Origin of the sequence: Micromonospora sp. NPDC047753 (assembly GCF_040642735.1) — a bacterium.
In the GTDB taxonomy this organism is placed as follows: Bacteria; Actinomycetota; Actinomycetes; order Mycobacteriales; family Micromonosporaceae; genus Micromonospora.
In genome coordinates, this window is record NZ_JBEYSL010000013.1 from 15930 (window position 1) to 32980 (window position 17051).

Here is a 17051-nt window from a genome sequence, read left to right on the forward strand (position 1 = left end):
CGCATGGGCAAGGTCTATCCGGAGATCGACTCTCGACTGCGTGACTTCATCGTGGCCCAACCGCTCTTCTTCGTGGCGACCGCTCCGTCCGGGGTCGAGGGGCACGTCAACGTGTCACCGAAGGGCATGCGGGGCACCTTCGTGATCCTCGGCCCGCACCGGGTGGCCTACCTCGACTATCACGGCAGTGGGGCGGAGACCATCGCCCACCTGCGGGACAACGGCCGGATCACGCTGATGTTCTGTGCCTTCGACGGCCCGCCGAAGATCGTCCGGTTGCATGGTCGGGGCAGCAGCGTCGCGGTCACCGAAGACGCCTTCGCCGATCGGCTCGCCGAGTTTCCCGCACCGCCGGATGTGCACGCCGTCCGGGCGGTCATCACCGTCGAGGTGGAGCGGGTCAGTGACTCCTGCGGATACGCGGTGCCTCTCATGGACTTCCGGGCGGAACGCGATCTGTTGCTCACCTCACACTCCCGCCGCAGCGCCGATGATCTGGTCGTCTACCGGGCCACCAAAAATGCGGCAAGCATCGACGGACTGCCGGTCTTCTGACTCGTCAGAGCGCTTCTGCCGCCGCCGTTCGACACCGTCAACCACCCGCACTGTCCGGTGCCCGACGGCCCAGGCGTACGTAACCAGCGTCCATCGCCCGTAATGCGTTACGTTGCTGGTCCGCTGGGGTACAAGTCGAGGCACAGCGGGTGAAGATCAACGGTCGAGGGGTACGGCCGGGGCGGGGAGGCTGCATGAGCTCGGCCCAGGGGGGCGCGGACATCGGGCATCCGGCCCTGTCCGGTCGCGAGACCCCGCCGATGCTGGCGGCCGCGTTCGCGGCCGGCGGCGAGATGGGCGAGCGGTTGGCCTCCTTCGACTGGTCCTCCGGCCCCCTGGGCGGGCCCGGTCAGTGGCCCCCGGCGCTCTCCAACGCGGTCGGGATGATGCTCGCCTCCAGCGCGGCGATCGTCATGTTCTGGGGCGACGAGCAGTTGGCCTTCTACAACGACGCCTACCGGCCGACCATCGGCGGCAAACACCCGGACGTGATCGGCCGACCGGCCCGCGCGAACTGGGCGGAGACCTGGGCGGTGCTCGGCCCCCTGCTCGACAACGTCCGGAGCACCGGCCGCTCCTACCGGGGCGAGGACCACCCTTTTCTGCTGGACCGGTACGGCTTCGTCGAGCAGACCTACTTCAACGTCTCGTACGACCCGATCCGCGGTGACGACGGCTCGGTCAGTGGCGTCTACTGCATCGTCAGCGAGACCACCGGGCGGGTGCTCGGCGAGCGTCGCCTGCGCGCGCTGGCCGAACTGGGTGCCGAGCTGAGCGACATCGGCAACGCCACGGAGCTGGGCCGGACCGCCGCCGAGGTGCTCGGCCGGCACGAGGCCGACGTGCCGTTCGCCCTGATCTATCTGGCAGACGAGAGCGACCAGCTCACCCTGGCCGGTTGTACCGGCACCACCCCGCCCGCCGCCGATGTCACGGCGCAGGTGTTGGCCCGGCTCAGCGCCGATGACGCGCCTGCCACGATCGAGGTCACCGCGCTGCTCGACGCGCTGCCGGTCGACGCCGCAGACCAGGCTCTCGTGTTGCCGCTCACGGCGACCAACCAGACGGTCGGCGCGCTGGTCGTCGGCGTGGCCCGCCAGTTGCCGCTCGGCGACGACTACCGCGACTTCCTCGACCTGGTCGCCGCCCAGATCTCCCGGGCGGTCGGCACCCAGCGGGCGTACGAGCAGGAACGGGCCCGCGCCGCCGAGCTGGCAGCGCTGGACCGGGCGAAGACCAACTTCTTCGCCAACGTCAGCCACGAGTTCCGCACGCCACTGACCCTGGTGCTCGGCCCGCTGGAGGACATGCTGGCCGATCCGGCGCTGCCCCCCACCGACACCGACCGGCTCACCATGATGCACCGCAACGCGCTGCGCCTGCTCAAGCTGGTCAACACGGTGCTGGACTTCTCCCGGCTGGAGTCCGGTCGGCTCGCCGCCCGCTACCAGCCCACCGACCTCGCCGATTACACCGCCCGGCTGGCCAGCACCTTCCGCTCGGCCACCGACCGGGCCGGGTTGCGACTGGTGGTGGACTGTCCGCCGCTGCCGATGCCGGTCCACGTCGACCGGGACATGTGGGAGAAGGTCGTCCTCAACCTGGTGTCGAACGCTGTCAAGTTCACCTTCGACGGCGAGATCCGGGTGCGGGTCCGGGCCGTGGAGGGCGCGGCCCGGCTGGAGGTGACGGACACCGGCATCGGCATCGGGATCGTGACGGACGAGCTGCCGCACGTCTTCGAACGGTTCCACCGGGTTCCCGGGGCGCGGGCACGTACCCACGAAGGCACCGGCATCGGCCTCGCGCTGGTCCGGGAACTGGTCGAGATGCACGGCGGCGAGGTCGGGTTGACGAGCCAGATCGACGTGGGCAGCACCTTCACGGTGACCGTTCCGTTCGGCTCGGCGCACCTGCCGGCGGACCAGGTGGCGGCGTTCGACCCGCTGCCGGTGGGTGAGCCCCAGCAGGCCCGGCTCTTCGTGGCGGAGACCGCGCTGTGGGCCGGCGTCGCGTCGACACCGGAACTCGACCATTGGCCGTCGGAGGGCGTCTCGGCCGGCCGGATCCTGGTCGTCGACGACAACGCCGACCTGCAGGAGCACGTCAGCCGACTGCTCTCCCCGACCTGGGACGTGGTCACCGCGAACGACGGGCTCGAAGCCCTGCCGCTGGCCCGCGAGGGCGGGTTCGACCTGGTGCTCACCGACGTGATGATGCCCCGGCTGGACGGGTTCGGGCTGGTGAGCGCGCTGCGCGCGGACCCGCGCACCCGGCATGTCCCGATCGTGCTGCTCTCCGCCCGCGCCGGCTCCGCGGAGGAGGTCGCCGGTCTCGCCGTCGGCGCTGACGACTACCTCACCAAGCCGTTCTCCGCGCAGGAACTGGTCGCCCGGGTCCGGGCCAACGTCGAGCTGGGCCAGCTGCGCGGGCAGATCATCCGCCGGCTCCGCGCGCTGGCCGACGCGGCGGTGGCGGTGAACTCCGCCCGATCCACAGCCGACGTGCTCCAGGTCGCCGCCCGGCACGCGTTGAGCCTCGCCGAAGCGGCCCGGGTGGTCGTCTCCGCGGCCGAGGCGCGCTTCGAGGCGGACGGCGGAGGCACCACCGCCGCCGACCCGTCGTTCGTGGCCGAGCTGACCGGCACCGCCGGCAAGCAGCTCGGTGAGCTGCGGGTCTGGCGGGCAGCCGGCGACGAGGCGCAGGCCGACGACGCCGCGTTGACCGAGCTGGCCCGGCTCGTCGGGGTGCGACTGGAGAACGCCCAGCTCTACGAAGCCGAACACCGCATCGCCACCACCCTGCAGCACAGCCTGCTGCCCCGGTCGCTGCCCCAACTGCCCGGCGCGGTGATCGCCAGCCGCTACCTGCCCGGCAGCGCCGACGTCGAGGTCGGTGGCGACTGGTACGACGCGATCGCGCTCAACGGCGACGAGCTGGTGCTGGTCATCGGCGATGTGGTCGGTAAGGGCGTCCGGGCCGCCGCGGCGATGGGGCAGCTGCGCAACGCGCTGCGGGCGTACGTCCTGGAGGGCTTCGACCCGGGTGAGTCGCTGACCCGGCTCAACCGGCTGGTCGGCTCCACCGAGGCCCGCTCCTTCGCGACGGTGGTCTGCCTGCTGTTCAACCCCGGCACCGGGCGGCTGCGTTACGCGAGCGCCGGTCACCCGTCCCCACTGTTGATCACCGGAGGCGACGTGGCGTTCCTGCACGACCGGGCGCTCGGCCCACCTGTCGGCGCGCTCCCCGACGCGACGTACGAGTCGGTGGAGGGCGAGTTGCCGGCCGGCACTCGACTGCTGCTCTACACCGACGGGCTGGTCGAGGACCGTCAGCTCGGCATCGATGCCGCACTGGCCCAGTTGCGCATCGACGCGGCCACCCCGAGCGAGCACGTGGTGGACCTGATCGACGCGGTGGTCGAACGGGTCACCGGGCGGCCGCGCCGCGACGACGTGGCGGTTCTCGCCCTGGAGGCGGCGGAGCTGAACCGCTTCGCGCTGCGGCTACCGGCGGACCCGACCCGGCTCAGCGTGCTCCGCAAGCGGCTGGAGGATTTCCTCGTCGCGCACTCCGTCGGCGAGACCGACAGGTTCGACCTGACGGTTGCCGTCTCCGAGGCCGCCGCCAACGCCATCGAGCACCCGGTCCACCCCGCCGAGGCCATGATCAGTGTGGAGGTGGCCATCGACGGTCGGACGGTGACGGCCACCGTGCGCGACAGCGGGCAGTGGCGGGAGTCGACCGGCTCCGGCTTCCGGGGCCGCGGCCTGGACCTGATCAGAGCGCTGGGTGAACTGTCGGTACGGCGTACCGCCGAGGGCACCGAGGTGACGCTGCGCCGGCAGTTGCAGGACTGACCGCGCGCTCGGCGGCGGCCGGTTGCCTAGGCCGGGTCGAGCCAGCCCTGTTCGCCGAGGCCGGAGATCTCCAGCACCCGACGGACCTGCCGGGACGGGCGGACGCTGAGCCGCCCCGAAAACTCCTGGGCGAGCCGGACCAGGGCATGGATGGCGGCCGAGTCGAAGAAGGTCACCGCACTCAGGTCGAGAGTGATCTTCCCGGCGGCGGGCTCGCGCAGCGCGGTCTGGAGCATCGTGTCCGCGGTCGCCATGTCGACCTCGCCGGCCACCACGACGTGGAGGTGGTCACCGTCGATCTCTGCGCTGGCGGAGAAGACGGGTGGTGCTCCCCCTTGATCCACGCTGACACCATGGCACAGCCACCCTGGCAGGGCAACAACCTCCACCGGGCGGCCGTGGCGCGGGTCACCAGCGGCCCCGGCGATAGGCTTGCGGCATGACCGTCCGCCCGCCGCTGACACCAGGCACGCTCTCCCCGATGCGACCGGTGCCGTCCCAGATCGCCCGACCGGAGTACGTGGGCAAGACGCGTCCGCGGGAGTGGCGTGGCTCGCACGTGCAGACGCCGGAGACCATCGAGAAGATGCGGATCGCCAGCCGGCTCGCCGCCCAGGCGACCCAGCTCGCCGGCGAGCACTGCAAACCCGGCGTGACCACCGACGAGATCGACAAGGTGGTGCACGAGTTCCTCTGCGACCATGGCGCGTACCCGTCGACGCTGGGCTACAAGGGCTTCCCTAAGTCCTGCTGCACCAGCCTCAACGAGGTCATCTGCCATGGCATCCCGGACACCACGGTCCTGCACGACGGCGACATCATCAACGTCGACGTGACCGCGTACATCGGTGGGGTGCACGGTGACACCGACGCCACCTTCTGCGTCGGCGAGGTCAGCGAAGAGGCCCGGCTGCTGGTCGAGCGGACCCACGAGGCGATGATGCGCGGCATCCGCGCCGTCGCCCCGGGACGCCAGATCAACGTGGTGGGACGCGTCATCGAGTCGTACGCCAAGCGGTTCGGTTACGGCGTGGTGCGCGACTTCACCGGCCACGGCATCGGTGAGGCCTTCCACAGCGGCCTGTACGTGCCGCACTACGACAGCCCGCGCCCCACCGACATCATGGAACCCGGCATGACGTTCACCATCGAGCCGATGATCACCCTCGGCACCTACCAGTACGACATGTGGGACGACGGGTGGACAGTGGTCACCAAGGACCGGAAGTGGACGGCGCAGTTCGAGCACACCATCGTGGTGACCGACGACGGCCACGAGATCCTGACCCTGCCGTGACCGACACCCCAGCGGCGCTGCGCGAGGCGCACCACGCGGACGTCTCCGGCGGCTGGCTGCGCCCGGCCGTGTTCGGCGCGATGGACGGCCTCGTCACCAACATCGCCCTGATCGCCGGCGTCGGCGGCGGTGGGGTGTCGCCTCGCAGCATCGTGCTCACCGGCAGCGCCGGCCTCGTCGCCGGTGCGATCTCGATGGGCCTCGGCGAGTACACCAGCGTGCGCTCCGCCAACGAGCAGGTCGCCGCCGAGGTGGCCAAGGAACGACGGGAACTGGAACGGCACCCCGAGGCGGAGGCCCGGGAACTGGCCGACGCGTGGGTGGCCCGGGGCCTGCCCCGGGACCTCGCCACCCAGGTGGCCGAGGCGGTGCGGCGCGACCCGGAGGAGGCGCTGCGGGTGCACGTCCGCGAGGAGCTGGGCGTCGACCCCGACGACCAGCCCAGCCCGTGGGCCGCGGCGATCTCGTCGTTCCTGTTCTTCTCGATCGGCGCGCTGGTCCCGCTGCTGCCGTACCTGCTCGGCGCCACCGAACTGTGGCTGGCGCTCGCCGTCGGCGGGCTCGGGCTGTTCGCCGCCGGTGCCGTGGTGGCCCGCTTCACCCACCGTCCCTGGTGGACCAGCGGGCTGCGCCAGCTGCTGCTGGGCGCCGCGGCGGCCGGCGCCACCTACCTGATCGGCTCGCTGATCGGCGTACCGGGCGGGCTGTGACGCGCCTCAGGTGCTGAGCAGCTCGTCTATCGTGCCGTCGACCGCACGACCACGAGCGGCCAGCTCCTCGGCCTGCCGGGCCAGCACCACACCCACCTCGGTCATGTCCGCCCCGGCCAACCCGGTGCGCCGCACCGCGTCCCCCGGGTCCCGGAAGTAGGTGCGACTCAGCAGACCGGTCACCGTCGCCGCCGCCAGCCGGGCCTCGGCGAGCATCAGCAGAGCCTGATCGGTCTCGTACCACTCGGCCAGCCGGGCCGCGCGGGAGTGCGCCGCGCTGCCCCTGTACCACGCCTGGCGGGCCGCGGTGCTGAACTCCGCCGGTCGGGCCCGGGCCAGCCGGCCGAGGTGCTCGTCGCGCAGCGTGCGCAACCAGCCCGTCGGATCGTGCAACGCCTGCGTGGTGACGTACCGGTCGGCGGTCAGCGGCCAGAGCGGTGAGAGCACCCGCGCCTGGGCCAGGTAGTCCTCGGCGGCGGCCACGGTCAGGTCGACGAGCACCCCGTCGACCCGCCGGGTGGCCGGCGACGGGCCGGTCCCGGGCCGATAGGTGACCACCAGCAATCCGGCCTCGCGGTCCCCGCCGCCGTCGTCGTCCCCGTGCGCCAGCGGCCCGTGTACCGCGATCGCGAGCGCGTCGGCCGGGAACCGCCGCCGGATCGCCTCGGCGACCCGCTCCGCGACCGTCCACCGTCGATCGTCGAGGCCCCGGTCGACACCGGCCCGCTCACTCACCGGACCAGCTCTGTTCGCGGCTGCGGGGCTCGCAACCCCGGCTCACTCCTCGCGCTCACGGGCTCAGCTCTGTTCGCGGCTGCGGAGCTCGCAACCCCGGCTCACTCCTCGCGCTCACGGAACCACCTCGCCTCAACTACCGAGCGTCAGCCTAGCCAGCCGGCGGCGGCGCTTCGGGCGCGCCGCGCCCGATCGGGGCCAGCCGGAAGATGTGGATCTCCCGGCCACCGGCCCGCTGCACGTACGTGTGGTACGCGGGCCACGCGCTGACCAACAGCTGCCACAACCGGTCCCGTTCGGCGCCGGAGGCCCGCTGGGCCCGCACCGCGACCCGCCGGCCCTTCACGTCCACCTCGGCGGCAGGATCGGCGAGCAGGTTCATCGCCCAGCCGGGGTGGTGGGTCTGCCCCCAGTTGGAGCCGATCACCACGTACGCGTCGCCGTCGGGCACGTAGAGCAGCGGATTGCTGCGGGGCTTGCCGGAGCGGCGACCCGTTGTGGTGATGAGCAGGGAGGGAAGCAGGCCGAGCGCGACCACCCTACCCCGGGTGAGTCGACCAACCATCCGGTCGGCCGGAACCAGCAGGCGCGCGGTGGCGCCGAACCAGCGATGATGACCGACTCGACGGACGACATTCCTGAGCACTGACACGCCGGTCAGTCTGCCGGCTGCCCGGCCCCGGCGGCACCCCCACGCGGTCCACTTTCGGCTGCCCGGCGGACCGGTCAGTCCAGCCGCCGTTCGATGGGCAGTCGGGCCCGGGTGAACAGGCCCGCCCCGAGCATCGCCACCACCGGCACCAGCACCAGGACCCCGAGCGCGGGCCACGGCACCAGAAAGGGGTACGGATCGGATATCGGCCAGTCACTGGCGTACTGCCGGTTCACCGAGACCAGCACGATCGCGGCGGTGCCGAGCCCGGCCACGATGCCGAGCACCGAACCGATACCGGCGATGACCCCGGCCTGGCAGATCGCCAGCAGCCGGCGTACCGCTGGGGCCGCGCCGACGGCCGCGAGGGTGGTCAGTTCGGCGCGTCCCTCGGCGGCGGCGAGCGCGGTGGCGATCCCCGCCGCCCCCACGGTGATCAGCCCGGCCGCCGCCGCGAGCAGCAGGAGCACCGGTGAGACGTCGCGTGGGGCGCCGCCGTACTCGACGTTCAGCGAGAACGTCCCGAAGGAACGCAGCGCGGCGGAGAACCGCGCCTGTTGCTCCTCGTCCGGCGGGGTCGGGGTGCCGACCACCCAGCCAGCCGGGAACCAGCTCATGTCGAGTTGTCGGGCCGCGTGGGTGGACAACAGCAGGCGGGAGGAGCCCGACGCCTGGGGCAGCGCGTACCCCGGCAGGTCGCGGACGACGGTGGCCGGAGTGTCCGTTTTCCCGTCCGTGCTGAAGACGCGGACGGTCACCAGGCCGTCGTGCAGGTAGCGCGGGTCGGTCACCACCACGCCACCGGCATGCAGCACCGCCGTGGCGGCGGCGGTCGTCGCCGGGTCCGCGCCGGTGAGAAGTGGCAGCGCGAAGCCGTCGTCCACCCCGGGCAGGACGTAGCCGCCGTAGGAGTCGGCCTCGCGGATCTGGCAGCGTGGGTCGGCCCGCGCCTGCTGGCGGTGTGCGGCGGGAAGACTGTCGCCGGGCTGAAACGGACAGGCTCGGCTCGGCGGGAGGACGGGTGCCACGTCGCAGTAACGGGCACCCGTCGGGTCGCAGTTGGGCTCGTACACCGTGGCGACCGCGTCGACCCCCAACTGGTCCCGGGCCGCGTCGGCGACCTGCGCCAGGGTGGGCTGGCCGTCCGGCCGGTTGGCGTGCACCAGCATGTGACCGGTCGGCAGCGCCGGCCGGTAGGCGCGCGCGTCGCGGGTGCCGTCGCTGGCCAGGTAGCCGCCGAGGGCGACACTGCTGGCGACGGCGGCCATCACGGCGCAGATGGCGGGTGCCGCGGCGGCCCGGTTGCGGCTGGCATCGCGCAGTGCGATCCGTGGCGCCAGCGGCAGCACCCGGCCGAGGCGGGCGAGCGCCCCGAGCAGCGTGGGCGTGCAGCAGACCAGGCCCAACTCGCCGAGGATCAGCCCGGTGAGAACCACCGCCGGGGAAGTCTGGGTGGCTCCGAACGCCGCCAGCCCCGCCCCGCCGACCACCAGTGCCAGTCCGAGAACCAACCACCGGCCCGGGGATTTCGCCGGGGTGCGTCGTCCGGCGAGCCCGGCGCTGACGTCCTGCCGGGCGGCGGTCCAGGCCGGTGCCAGCGCGGCGAGCACCCCGGCCAGCACCGCGACGCCACCGAGCAGGGCCAGCGCGCTCGGCCAGCAGCGGTAGCCGCCGAAACGGGCGCTGAAGACGTACTGCTCCATCAGCGGGCGACCGGCGAACGCCGCGCTGACGCCGACCAGCAGGCCGGCGGCGGCCCCCAGCACGCCCAACACCACACCGTCGGCCAGCACGACCCGGCGAAGCTGGGCGGCGTCCCCGCCCGCCACCGCGACCAGCGCCAGATCCCGCCGTCGACGACGGACGCCGACGGCGAAGGCCGGCCCGACCAGCAGGACGACCTCCAGAAGCCCGAGGCCCGCGATGAGGACGCCGGTGCTCAGGTCGTTGGCGCCGCTCTGCCTGATCGCACCGAACCACGTCCGGTCCGCTGTGGTCCCCGAGCCGACCGGGCTTCGGGCGGTGACCACCACCCCCCGCTCGTTGAGCCGGGACACCAGCGCGGCGTCCACTGCTCCGGGCAGGTCCGCCAGCCAGACGCTGTCCGGCTCCGGGCCGGTCGCCTGCACGGCCCCCGGGTGCAGCGCCACGACCGGCCCGAGGTCGTCGGGAAATTCGACCACCCCCACGACTGTGTACGCCCTGCTTCCGTCGGCGGTGGCCACGGCGTGGCCGAGGCGCAGGCCCAGGCGGCGCAGCGCCACCGGACTGACGGCTACCTCACCGGCCTGCTGTGGTGCCCGGCCGGCCCGGAACCGCACCAGCCCTCGGGCCAACGGGTCGGTGAGGTCCAGCGCCCGCCCGGCCACGGCCTCGTCGCGGCGCGGGCCGCGCAGTGTCAGCGGGACGCGGGGACGAAGCTCGGTGACCCGGCTGCCCGGCCCCAGCAGGGTGGTCATCTGGGCGGCGGTGACCCGCGCGGGGGGCTCGCCGTCCTGGGTGGACCATGCCTCACCCCAGTCGTCCTGCCGCACCGGGCTGCTGGCGATCCACTGCAACTCCGCGTCGGCCACGCCGAGCCGGCGGTCGACGCGTTCCTGTGGGGTCAGCTCGGCCATGTCGTAGCTCGCCGCCAGGAAGGCGAGCGCCGCCACCGGCAGGGCGATCATCGCGAGCACCAGGGCCGTCCGCCGCCGGGACCGGCGTGACTCCCGCCGGGCGATTCGCAGCGCGGCCCGCCAGGAGCCGGTCAGCTCGGCGAACCGCCTCCGGCCGACCGGGGCGGGCGGCGCGACCGGCCGCGGCGTCGCGGTGCCGGCCCGACCGAGGGCCCGCATCGGACGGCGAACGGTCACCGGTCGCTGCCGGACAGCAGTTGCTCGACACTGCCCAGCGGTGCCGTCGTGTCGACCAGCACGCCGTCGCGGAGGAACACCACCCGGTCCGCCCAGCCAGCGTGCCGCGCCTCGTGGGTGACCAGCACCCCGGCGGCGCCCGCGTCGATCCGACGGCGCAGCAGGTGCAGCACCGCCTCACCGGTCTGGGAGTCCAACGCCCCGGTGGGCTCGTCGGCGAGGACCAGCCGACGGTCGCCCACCAGCGCGCGGGCGATGGCCACCCGCTGCTGCTGCCCGCCGGAGAGCTGGTCCGGGAAACGGTCCCCCAACGCGGGCAGCCCCACCTCGGTGAGCGCGGCCAGGGCCAGTGCGCGGGCCCGACGTCCGCTGGTCCCGTCGAGTTCCAACGGGAGCGCCACGTTCTCCAGCGCGCTCAGACTGCCCAGCAGGTTGAGCTGCTGGAAGATGTAGCCGATCCGACGGCGGCGCAGCTGGGCCAGCCCGCGGCGGTCCAGGGCCCCCAGCGGTTGCCCCTCGACCCGGACCTCGCCGCCGGTCGGACGGTCCAACCCACCGGCGAGAGCCAGCAGTGTCGATTTGCCGGAGCCGGACGGTCCCATCACGGCGACCAGCTCGCCGGGCCGGACGACCAGGCTGACGCCGCGCAGCGCGTGCACCGCCGCCGGCCCGGCACCGTGGGTGCGGTGGACGGCGCGTAGCTCCAGCACCGCGTCGTCCGATCCGCTCACCGTCTTGCCTCCTCGCCGGCCCATCGAGCCGCGTCCCGCGCGTCGACGTCATCGGGTCGGGTAGCGGGAGGCGCCGGGCCGCTGGGTTGGTGCCGGACCAGACTGGTCTCGCAGTGGTCCAGCCAGCGCACCTCGGCCTCGGCCTGGAACACCATCGAGTCCAGCACGAGGCGCCAGGGAAGGTCCTCCGGCCGGTTGCTGCCGTATTTCAACCGGGTCAACTCCTGAAGGGCCCGCATCGTCGCGCTGCGTTGGGCCTGCACCACCGACCGGACGTCGACCCCCGGGGTGGTCAGCGCCAGCGCCAGTTTGATCGCCAGTTCGTCACGGGGGCGGTCGTTACGACTGATCGGGGTGGCGAACCACAGCGCCAGGTCCGCCCGGCCAGCGTCGGTGATCTCGTACGGGCGCTGCCCGCCCTCGCTCTCCGGCAGCGGGCGCACCAGACCGTCCCGTTCCAGCCGGGACAACGTGGTGTAGACCTGCCCGATGTTCAGCGGCCAGGTCGAGCCGGTCGACTCCTCGAACGCGGCGCGCAGCTGGTACCCGTACATCTGGCCGCGTTCGAGCAGGGCGAGCAACCCGTGACGGATGGACATGGCAACGGAGTATGCATACCTGGTATGCGTACCGCAACCGGAGTGGACGGGTTCAGGTCGGTCGGCCGGGAAACGGGACAGTCAGCGGGGTCAGCCCGGCCGTCTTCCGCCACCGGGTGGCCCGCACGGCGTACTCGACCAGGGCGGCCAACGCCTGGTCCCGGTCGGCGCCGGTGGTGGATGCCAGGGCAGCCCGCCAGTGCGCGGCCGTGCGCTCCTCCACCTCGGCGGCGAGCCGCAGGGCGCTGGCCCGGTCGGTGACCGGGAACGGCAGGGCGTACCCGGCGCGGTCCGGTGGGACGACGCCGCCGGCCGTGGTGAGCTGCACGACCAGCGCGTCGCGCCGCCGTCGATGCGCGGCCTCCGCCTGGCGTGCCGCGTCCCGCGCAGCTCCGCTGAGCCGGACACCGATCCGTCCGTAGGCGTAGATGGCCGCGTACTCGGCGGACAGGGCGGAGGCGAGTGCCTCCCCGGCGGACGGCTGCCTCACTTGAGTGCCTCCTGGTGGGTTGCCCGGGCGGCGACTATCGACCCGAGCAGCGCCGCCCGCTCCGCGGGCGCAGCGGCGCAGGCGGCGGCGGCGGACTGCTGGGCGGTCTTCTCCAGTGCCCGCAGGGCGGCGCGCGCGCCGTTCGGATCGGCGGCCGGGGCGGTGCTCGGCGTGGCGGGGGCCGCCGACGGCACTGTCACGCCGATCACCCGGGCCAGCTCGGTGGCGTGCGCGGTGTGCGTCTCGGCGATCGGGTTGAGCCGGTCGGCGAGCTCGGGGTGGGCGGTCGCGGTCGCCCGGTACGCGGCGGCCAGCGCGAGTGACTCGTCCACCATCGGCCGCAGCGGGTCGGGCGGTGGGGCCGGTTGGTCGTCGCGGTCGAAAAGATCACAGCCGGTCAGCGGCGTCACGGCACCGCCGAGCACCAGCAGCGCCCCCGCGCTCAGGAGCTTTCGCCGGGAATGTCCGGATGCTTGGTCGCGCTGTGTCGTTCTGCCGATCCCCACCGGACAAGTCAACACCATCCGTGCCGCTCCGGGGGTCACCGGCGTCGGTGCGCCGCCCGGTCCGCCGCCCGGCAGGCGCGTTACGCTCTGCGCAACCACCGGCGTGTCCACTCCGGTGGCGTGCCGGCATGGCGGGAACACCGGTCCCCGTCGACCAGGGAGAGGGTGCGGAGATGACGCAGCGTGGCCGTGCCACCAGGCCGACGGGTCAGCCCCGCGGTGCTGCGGGCCCCCGCGGCGGTGACCTCGCCGCGCGGCGGGACCGACTGCGGGCCGTGATCGAGCCAGTGGTCAACGACGCCGGCTACGACCTGGAGGACCTGTCGGTCTCCCGGGCCGGCCGCCGGCACGTGGTGCGCGTGATGGTGGACACCGACGGCGGGATCGACCTGGACGCCGTCGCGGACGTCTCCCGCAAGGTCTCGGCCGCGCTGGACGCCGCCGAGGAAACCGGCGGCGACATCGTCGCCGGCGAGTACCAACTGGAAGTCAGCTCGCCCGGCGTCGACCGGCCGCTCACCCTGCCCCGTCACTGGCGGCGCAACGTGGGCCGACTGGTGAAGGTCACCGCCCGGGGCGCGGCCACGCTGCCCGGCCAACGCGGCGAACAGCCCGCTGGTGACCGTCAACTGACCGGCCGGGTGGTCGCGGCCGACGACGAGGGCGTGCACCTGGAGACCGACGACGGCCGCGCCGCCTGGGCGTACGCCCAGCTGGGCCCCGGTCGTGTGCAGGTCGAGTTCACCCGGCTCGCCGAGCTCGGTGAGCCGGAGGACGAGTTCGACGACGCGGACGATTCCGACGAGTTCGACGATTCAGACGACATCGACGACGAAGATGATGTGGAGGACGAGGAGAGGTGAACATCGACCTCGCGGCGCTGCGCGCACTCGAGCGCGAGCGGGAGATCCCGTTCGACACGATTCTCGCGGCGATCGAGACCGCGTTGCTGACCGCCTACCGGCACACCGACGGGGCCGAACCGTACGCCCGGGTGGAGATCGACCGCAGGTCGGGCGCCGCCCTGGTGTACGCCCAGGAGATGGATGCCGACGGCAGCCTGGTGCGGGAGTGGGACGACACCCCGCACGACTTCGGCCGGATCGCCGCCATGACCGCCAAGCAGGTGATCCTCCAGCGGTTGCGGGAGGCCACCGACGAGGTGCACTTCGGTGAGTACGTCGGCCGTGAGGGCGACCTGGTCACCGGCGTGGTGCAGGCGCACGAGACGCGTACCGAGAAGGGCATCGTCAGCGTCGACCTGGGCAAGCTGGAGGGCGTGCTGCCGCAGTCCGAGCAGGTGCCCGGCGAGCGGTACGCGCACGGCGAGCGGGTCCGCTGCGTCGTGGTGCACGTGGCAAAGGGCATGCGCGGGCCGCAGATCACCCTGTCCCGGTCGCACCCGGCTCTGGTCAAGAAGCTCTTCGCGCTGGAGGTGCCGGAGATCGCCGACGGCACCGTCGAGATCGGTGCGATCGCCCGTGAGGCGGGCCATCGCACGAAGATCGCCGTTCGCTCCACCACCCCCGGGGTGAACGCCAAGGGCGCCTGCATCGGCCCGATGGGTCAGCGGGTGCGTGCCGTGATGAGCGAGCTGCACGGTGAGAAGATCGACATCATCGACTGGTCGGACGACCCGGGCACCTTCGTCGGCAACGCGTTGTCGCCGGCCAAGGCGTTGCGGGTCGAGGTGGTCGACCTGGCCAACCGGGCCGCCCGGGTGACAGTTCCCGACTTCCAGCTCTCGCTCGCCATCGGTCGGGAGGGGCAGAATGCCCGACTCGCGGCCCGATTGACCGGTTGGCGGATCGACATTCGTTCCGACGCGGAGCAGACCGCACCGGCAGCGCGTGGGGTAACTGATCACGTGCGGGAGCCGGGCGGCGCGATCTCGGGCAGCTAGGGGTAGACTTCCTCCAGTGGTACGACGCGTGCAACCGGAGCGCACCTGTGTGGGTTGCCGGAAACGCGCGCCGGCCAGCGAATTGCTGCGGGTCGTCGCGGTCAGGGACGAGGCTGGTCACAGCCTCCGGCCTGATCCGCGCCGCAGGCTGCCGGGTCGGGGAGCGAACATGCACCCGGATCCGGCCTGCTTCGCGCTGGCGGTGCGGCGCCGCGCCTTCGGGCGTGCGCTGCGCAGCACCGAGGTCCTCGACCACAGTGCGCTGGCGGAGCACGTCGATGCGCCAACCACTACGTCCGGTCAGCCCGACCGGGCGAGGGTCGCTAGCAGGGTAGGACGACCGACATGAGCACACGATGAAGTCCCTGAAATGACCAGGCTTCAAGTGCACGAGTGAGGTCGCTGCGGGTGCTGCCCGCACGACCTCGGAGTGAGGAGTGCAGTGGCAGGCAAGGCCCGCGTTCACGAGCTTGCAAAAGAGCTCGGGGTCGAGAGTAAGACCGTTCTCGCCAAGTTGAAGGAAATGGGCGAGTTCGTGAAGTCCGCGTCCAGCACCGTCGAGGCGCCCGTCGCCCGGCGGCTGCGTAACGCATTCGTCGCGTCCGCCGGAGCCCCGGCTCCGGCCGCCCCGTCGGCGCCCGCGTCGACGCCGGCTTCAAACCCGACCCCGACGCCAACCCCGGCCCCGGGCGCGCCCCGGGTCTCGGCCAAGCCGATGCCGCCTCGGCGGCCGGCCGCGCCGGCACCCGGTCCCAAGCCCAAGGGTCCGGTTCCCGGTGCCCCGCAGTCGGCGACCCCGGTCGCCAAGCCGGCGAGTGCCCACGACATCGAGGTGGCGGCCGCGGAGGCGCGTGCCGCCGCGCTGAAGGCTGAGCAGGAGGCCGCGGTCAAGGCCGCGCAGGCCGCCCGCCAGCAGCAGCGGGACAACCCCGTTCGCCGGGAGCCTCCGGCCGACGGCGGTAACCGTCCCGGCCCTCGGCCCGGTCCCGCGGCGATGCCGCCCCGTCCCGGTTCCCCGGCAGCTCGTCCGAGCACGCCGGCTCCGGGTCCGGGTGCCCGCCCCGGCGGTCGTCCGCCGGCGCGTGGCGCCGGTAACAACCCGTTCGGCATCCAGGGTGGCCAGCAGCAGCGGCCCCCGGCCGCCGGTGCGGGTGGCCCTCGGCCCAACACCCCGGCGGGCATGCCGCCGCGGCCGAGCCCGAACTCCATGCCGCCGCGGCCCAGCCCGGCGTCCATGCCGAGCCAGCGCCCGGCTGCTGGTCGTCCCGGCCCCGGTGGCGCTGGTCGCCCCGGTGGCGGTGGCGCCGGTCGTCCCGGTGGCGGTGGCGGTGGTTTCCGTGGCGGTCCCGGCGGTGGCGCCGGTGGCGGTGGCGGTTACCGTGGCGGCCCTGGTGGCGGCGCGGGTGCCGGCGGTGGCGGTGGCTACCGTGGCGGTCCCGGCGGCGGTGGCGGTGCTCCCGGTGGCGGTTTCCGTCCGGGTGGTCCGGCCGGTGGCGGCGGTCGTCCGGGTGCGGGCGGTCGTGGCCGTGGCGGCGGCGCCGCGGGTGCCTTCGGGCGTCCGGGTGGTCGGCCGACGCGCGGTCGCAAGTCCAAGAAGCAGCGCAGACAGGAGTTCGACAACCTGTCGGCTCCGACCATGAGCTCGGGTGCTCCCCGGGGTCAGGGTCAGGTCGTCCGGCTCTCCCGTGGCGCCTCGCTGTCGGACTTCGCCGACAAGATCAACGCCAACCCGGGTTCGCTGGTCCAGGAGATGTTCAACCTGGGCGAGATGGTGACCGCGACCCAGTCCTGTTCTGACGACACCCTGCACCTGCTGGGTGAGCACCTGGGCTTCGACATCCAGATCGTCAGTCCGGAGGACGAGGACCGCGAGCTGCTCGCGCAGTTCAACATCGACCTCGACGCGGAGGTGGCCGAGGAGCGTCTGGTCAGCCGTGCGCCGGTGGTGACCGTCATGGGTCACGTCGACCACGGTAAGACCAAGCTGCTCGACGCCATCCGTAAGGCGAACGTCGTGGCCGGTGAGGCGGGTGGCATCACCCAGCACATCGGTGCGTACCAGGTCCACGTCCCGCACGAGGGCGAGGACCGGGCGGTCACGTTCATCGACACCCCGGGTCACGAGGTGCCGATCTTCGCGACCGGGCTGTACGGGCTA

Annotated in this window: 16 protein-coding genes; 8 read left to right on the top strand and 8 right to left on the bottom strand. The window is 72.9% G+C overall.

The features are described 5' to 3' along the window. Positions 1–3 precede the first annotated feature (3 nt). Entirely contained in the window at positions 4–555 is a 552-nt protein-coding gene (locus ABZ749_RS02425) for a pyridoxamine 5'-phosphate oxidase family protein (protein ID WP_357199326.1), read from the top strand. A 194-nt stretch (positions 556–749) separates the two neighbouring features. Continuing rightward, positions 750–4415, top strand: a complete 3666-nt coding sequence (locus ABZ749_RS02430; RefSeq protein WP_357221999.1) for a SpoIIE family protein phosphatase — start codon at positions 750–752, stop codon at positions 4413–4415. A 26-nt stretch (positions 4416–4441) separates the two neighbouring features. Here ABZ749_RS02430 and ABZ749_RS02435 read toward each other — a convergent pair whose 3' ends face one another. After that, a complete protein-coding gene (locus ABZ749_RS02435) occupies positions 4442–4759 on the bottom strand; it encodes an STAS domain-containing protein (RefSeq protein ID WP_357222001.1) in 318 nt (105 codons plus the stop codon). Between the two features lie 95 nt (positions 4760–4854). Here ABZ749_RS02435 and map point away from each other — a divergent pair, with 95 nt between their 5' ends. Continuing rightward, complete coding sequence (map, locus tag ABZ749_RS02440) at positions 4855–5712, top strand: type I methionyl aminopeptidase (protein ID WP_355009578.1); 858 nt, start codon at positions 4855–4857, stop codon at positions 5710–5712. Continuing rightward, positions 5709–6422 (top strand): VIT1/CCC1 transporter family protein, encoded by a 714-nt coding sequence (locus ABZ749_RS02445; RefSeq protein ID WP_091400358.1) that lies wholly within the window; start codon positions 5709–5711, stop codon positions 6420–6422. Before map ends, ABZ749_RS02445 begins: the two co-directional genes overlap by 4 nt. 6 nt (positions 6423–6428) lie before the next feature. On the opposite strand, the gene ABZ749_RS02450 is transcribed toward ABZ749_RS02445, so the two are convergent. The 7 genes from ABZ749_RS02450 to ABZ749_RS02480 form a co-directional block, all read right to left on the bottom strand. Next, positions 6429–7157, bottom strand: a complete 729-nt coding sequence (locus tag ABZ749_RS02450; RefSeq protein ID WP_357222004.1) for a nucleotidyltransferase domain-containing protein — start codon at positions 7155–7157, stop codon at positions 6429–6431. Positions 7158–7308: 151 nt separating this feature from the next. Further along, positions 7309–7809, bottom strand: coding sequence for a nitroreductase/quinone reductase family protein (locus ABZ749_RS02455; protein ID WP_357222006.1), 501 nt, complete (start codon positions 7807–7809; stop codon positions 7309–7311). A gap of 74 nt (positions 7810–7883) precedes the next feature. Further along, on the bottom strand, positions 7884–10664 hold the full coding sequence (locus ABZ749_RS02460; RefSeq protein WP_357222008.1) for an FtsX-like permease family protein: 2781 nt from the start codon (positions 10662–10664) through the stop codon (positions 7884–7886). Next, complete coding sequence (locus ABZ749_RS02465; protein ID WP_357222010.1) at positions 10661–11395, bottom strand: ABC transporter ATP-binding protein; 735 nt, start codon at positions 11393–11395, stop codon at positions 10661–10663. Before ABZ749_RS02465 ends, ABZ749_RS02460 begins: the two co-directional genes overlap by 4 nt. Continuing rightward, a complete protein-coding gene (locus ABZ749_RS02470) occupies positions 11392–11994 on the bottom strand; it encodes a PadR family transcriptional regulator (RefSeq protein WP_357222012.1) in 603 nt (200 codons plus the stop codon). Before ABZ749_RS02470 ends, ABZ749_RS02465 begins: the two co-directional genes overlap by 4 nt. Positions 11995–12046: 52 nt before the next feature. After that, the gene (locus tag ABZ749_RS02475; protein WP_030337610.1) at positions 12047–12484 is read right to left on the bottom strand and encodes a ferritin-like domain-containing protein; all 438 of its coding nucleotides are present in this window, start codon (positions 12482–12484) and stop codon (positions 12047–12049) included. Beyond that, the gene (locus ABZ749_RS02480) at positions 12481–13008 is read right to left on the bottom strand and encodes a hypothetical protein (protein WP_357222014.1); all 528 of its coding nucleotides are present in this window, start codon (positions 13006–13008) and stop codon (positions 12481–12483) included. The genes ABZ749_RS02475 and ABZ749_RS02480 overlap by 4 nt, the downstream gene beginning before the upstream one ends. 155 nt (positions 13009–13163) lie before the next feature. Between ABZ749_RS02480 and rimP the strand changes: the two genes are divergently transcribed. The 4 genes from rimP to ABZ749_RS02500 form a co-directional block, all read left to right on the top strand. Beyond that, on the top strand, positions 13164–13853 hold the full coding sequence (gene rimP / locus ABZ749_RS02485) for a ribosome maturation factor RimP (protein WP_357222016.1): 690 nt from the start codon (positions 13164–13166) through the stop codon (positions 13851–13853). Further along, positions 13850–14893 carry a transcription termination factor NusA gene (gene nusA / locus ABZ749_RS02490; RefSeq protein ID WP_357222018.1) on the top strand — a complete coding sequence of 348 codons (1044 nt, stop codon included), beginning with the start codon at positions 13850–13852 and terminating at the stop codon, positions 14891–14893. The genes rimP and nusA overlap by 4 nt, the downstream gene beginning before the upstream one ends. A gap of 16 nt (positions 14894–14909) precedes the next feature. Then, positions 14910–15242, top strand: a complete 333-nt coding sequence (locus ABZ749_RS02495; protein ID WP_357222020.1) for a YlxR family protein — start codon at positions 14910–14912, stop codon at positions 15240–15242. A 93-nt stretch (positions 15243–15335) separates the two neighbouring features. Continuing rightward, a partial coding sequence (locus ABZ749_RS02500) for a translation initiation factor IF-2 N-terminal domain-containing protein (protein ID WP_357222022.1) occupies positions 15336–17051 on the top strand: 1716 nt, incomplete at its 3' end.

Bases quoted from the DNA above. Each gene is read 5' to 3' on its own strand.
- ABZ749_RS02425 (WP_357199326.1), top strand. From the start codon at position 4: ATGGGCAAGGTCTATCCGGAGATCGACTCTCGACTGCGTGACTTCATC.
- ABZ749_RS02430 (WP_357221999.1), top strand. From the start codon at position 750: ATGAGCTCGGCCCAGGGGGGCGCGGACATCGGGCATCCGGCCCTGTCC.
- map (WP_355009578.1), top strand. From the start codon at position 4,855: ATGACCGTCCGCCCGCCGCTGACACCAGGCACGCTCTCCCCGATGCGA.
- ABZ749_RS02470 (WP_357222012.1), bottom strand. From the start codon at position 11,994: ATGTCCATCCGTCACGGGTTGCTCGCCCTGCTCGAACGCGGCCAGATG.
- ABZ749_RS02480 (WP_357222014.1), bottom strand. From the start codon at position 13,008: ATGGTGTTGACTTGTCCGGTGGGGATCGGCAGAACGACACAGCGCGAC.
- rimP (WP_357222016.1), top strand. From the start codon at position 13,164: ATGACGCAGCGTGGCCGTGCCACCAGGCCGACGGGTCAGCCCCGCGGT.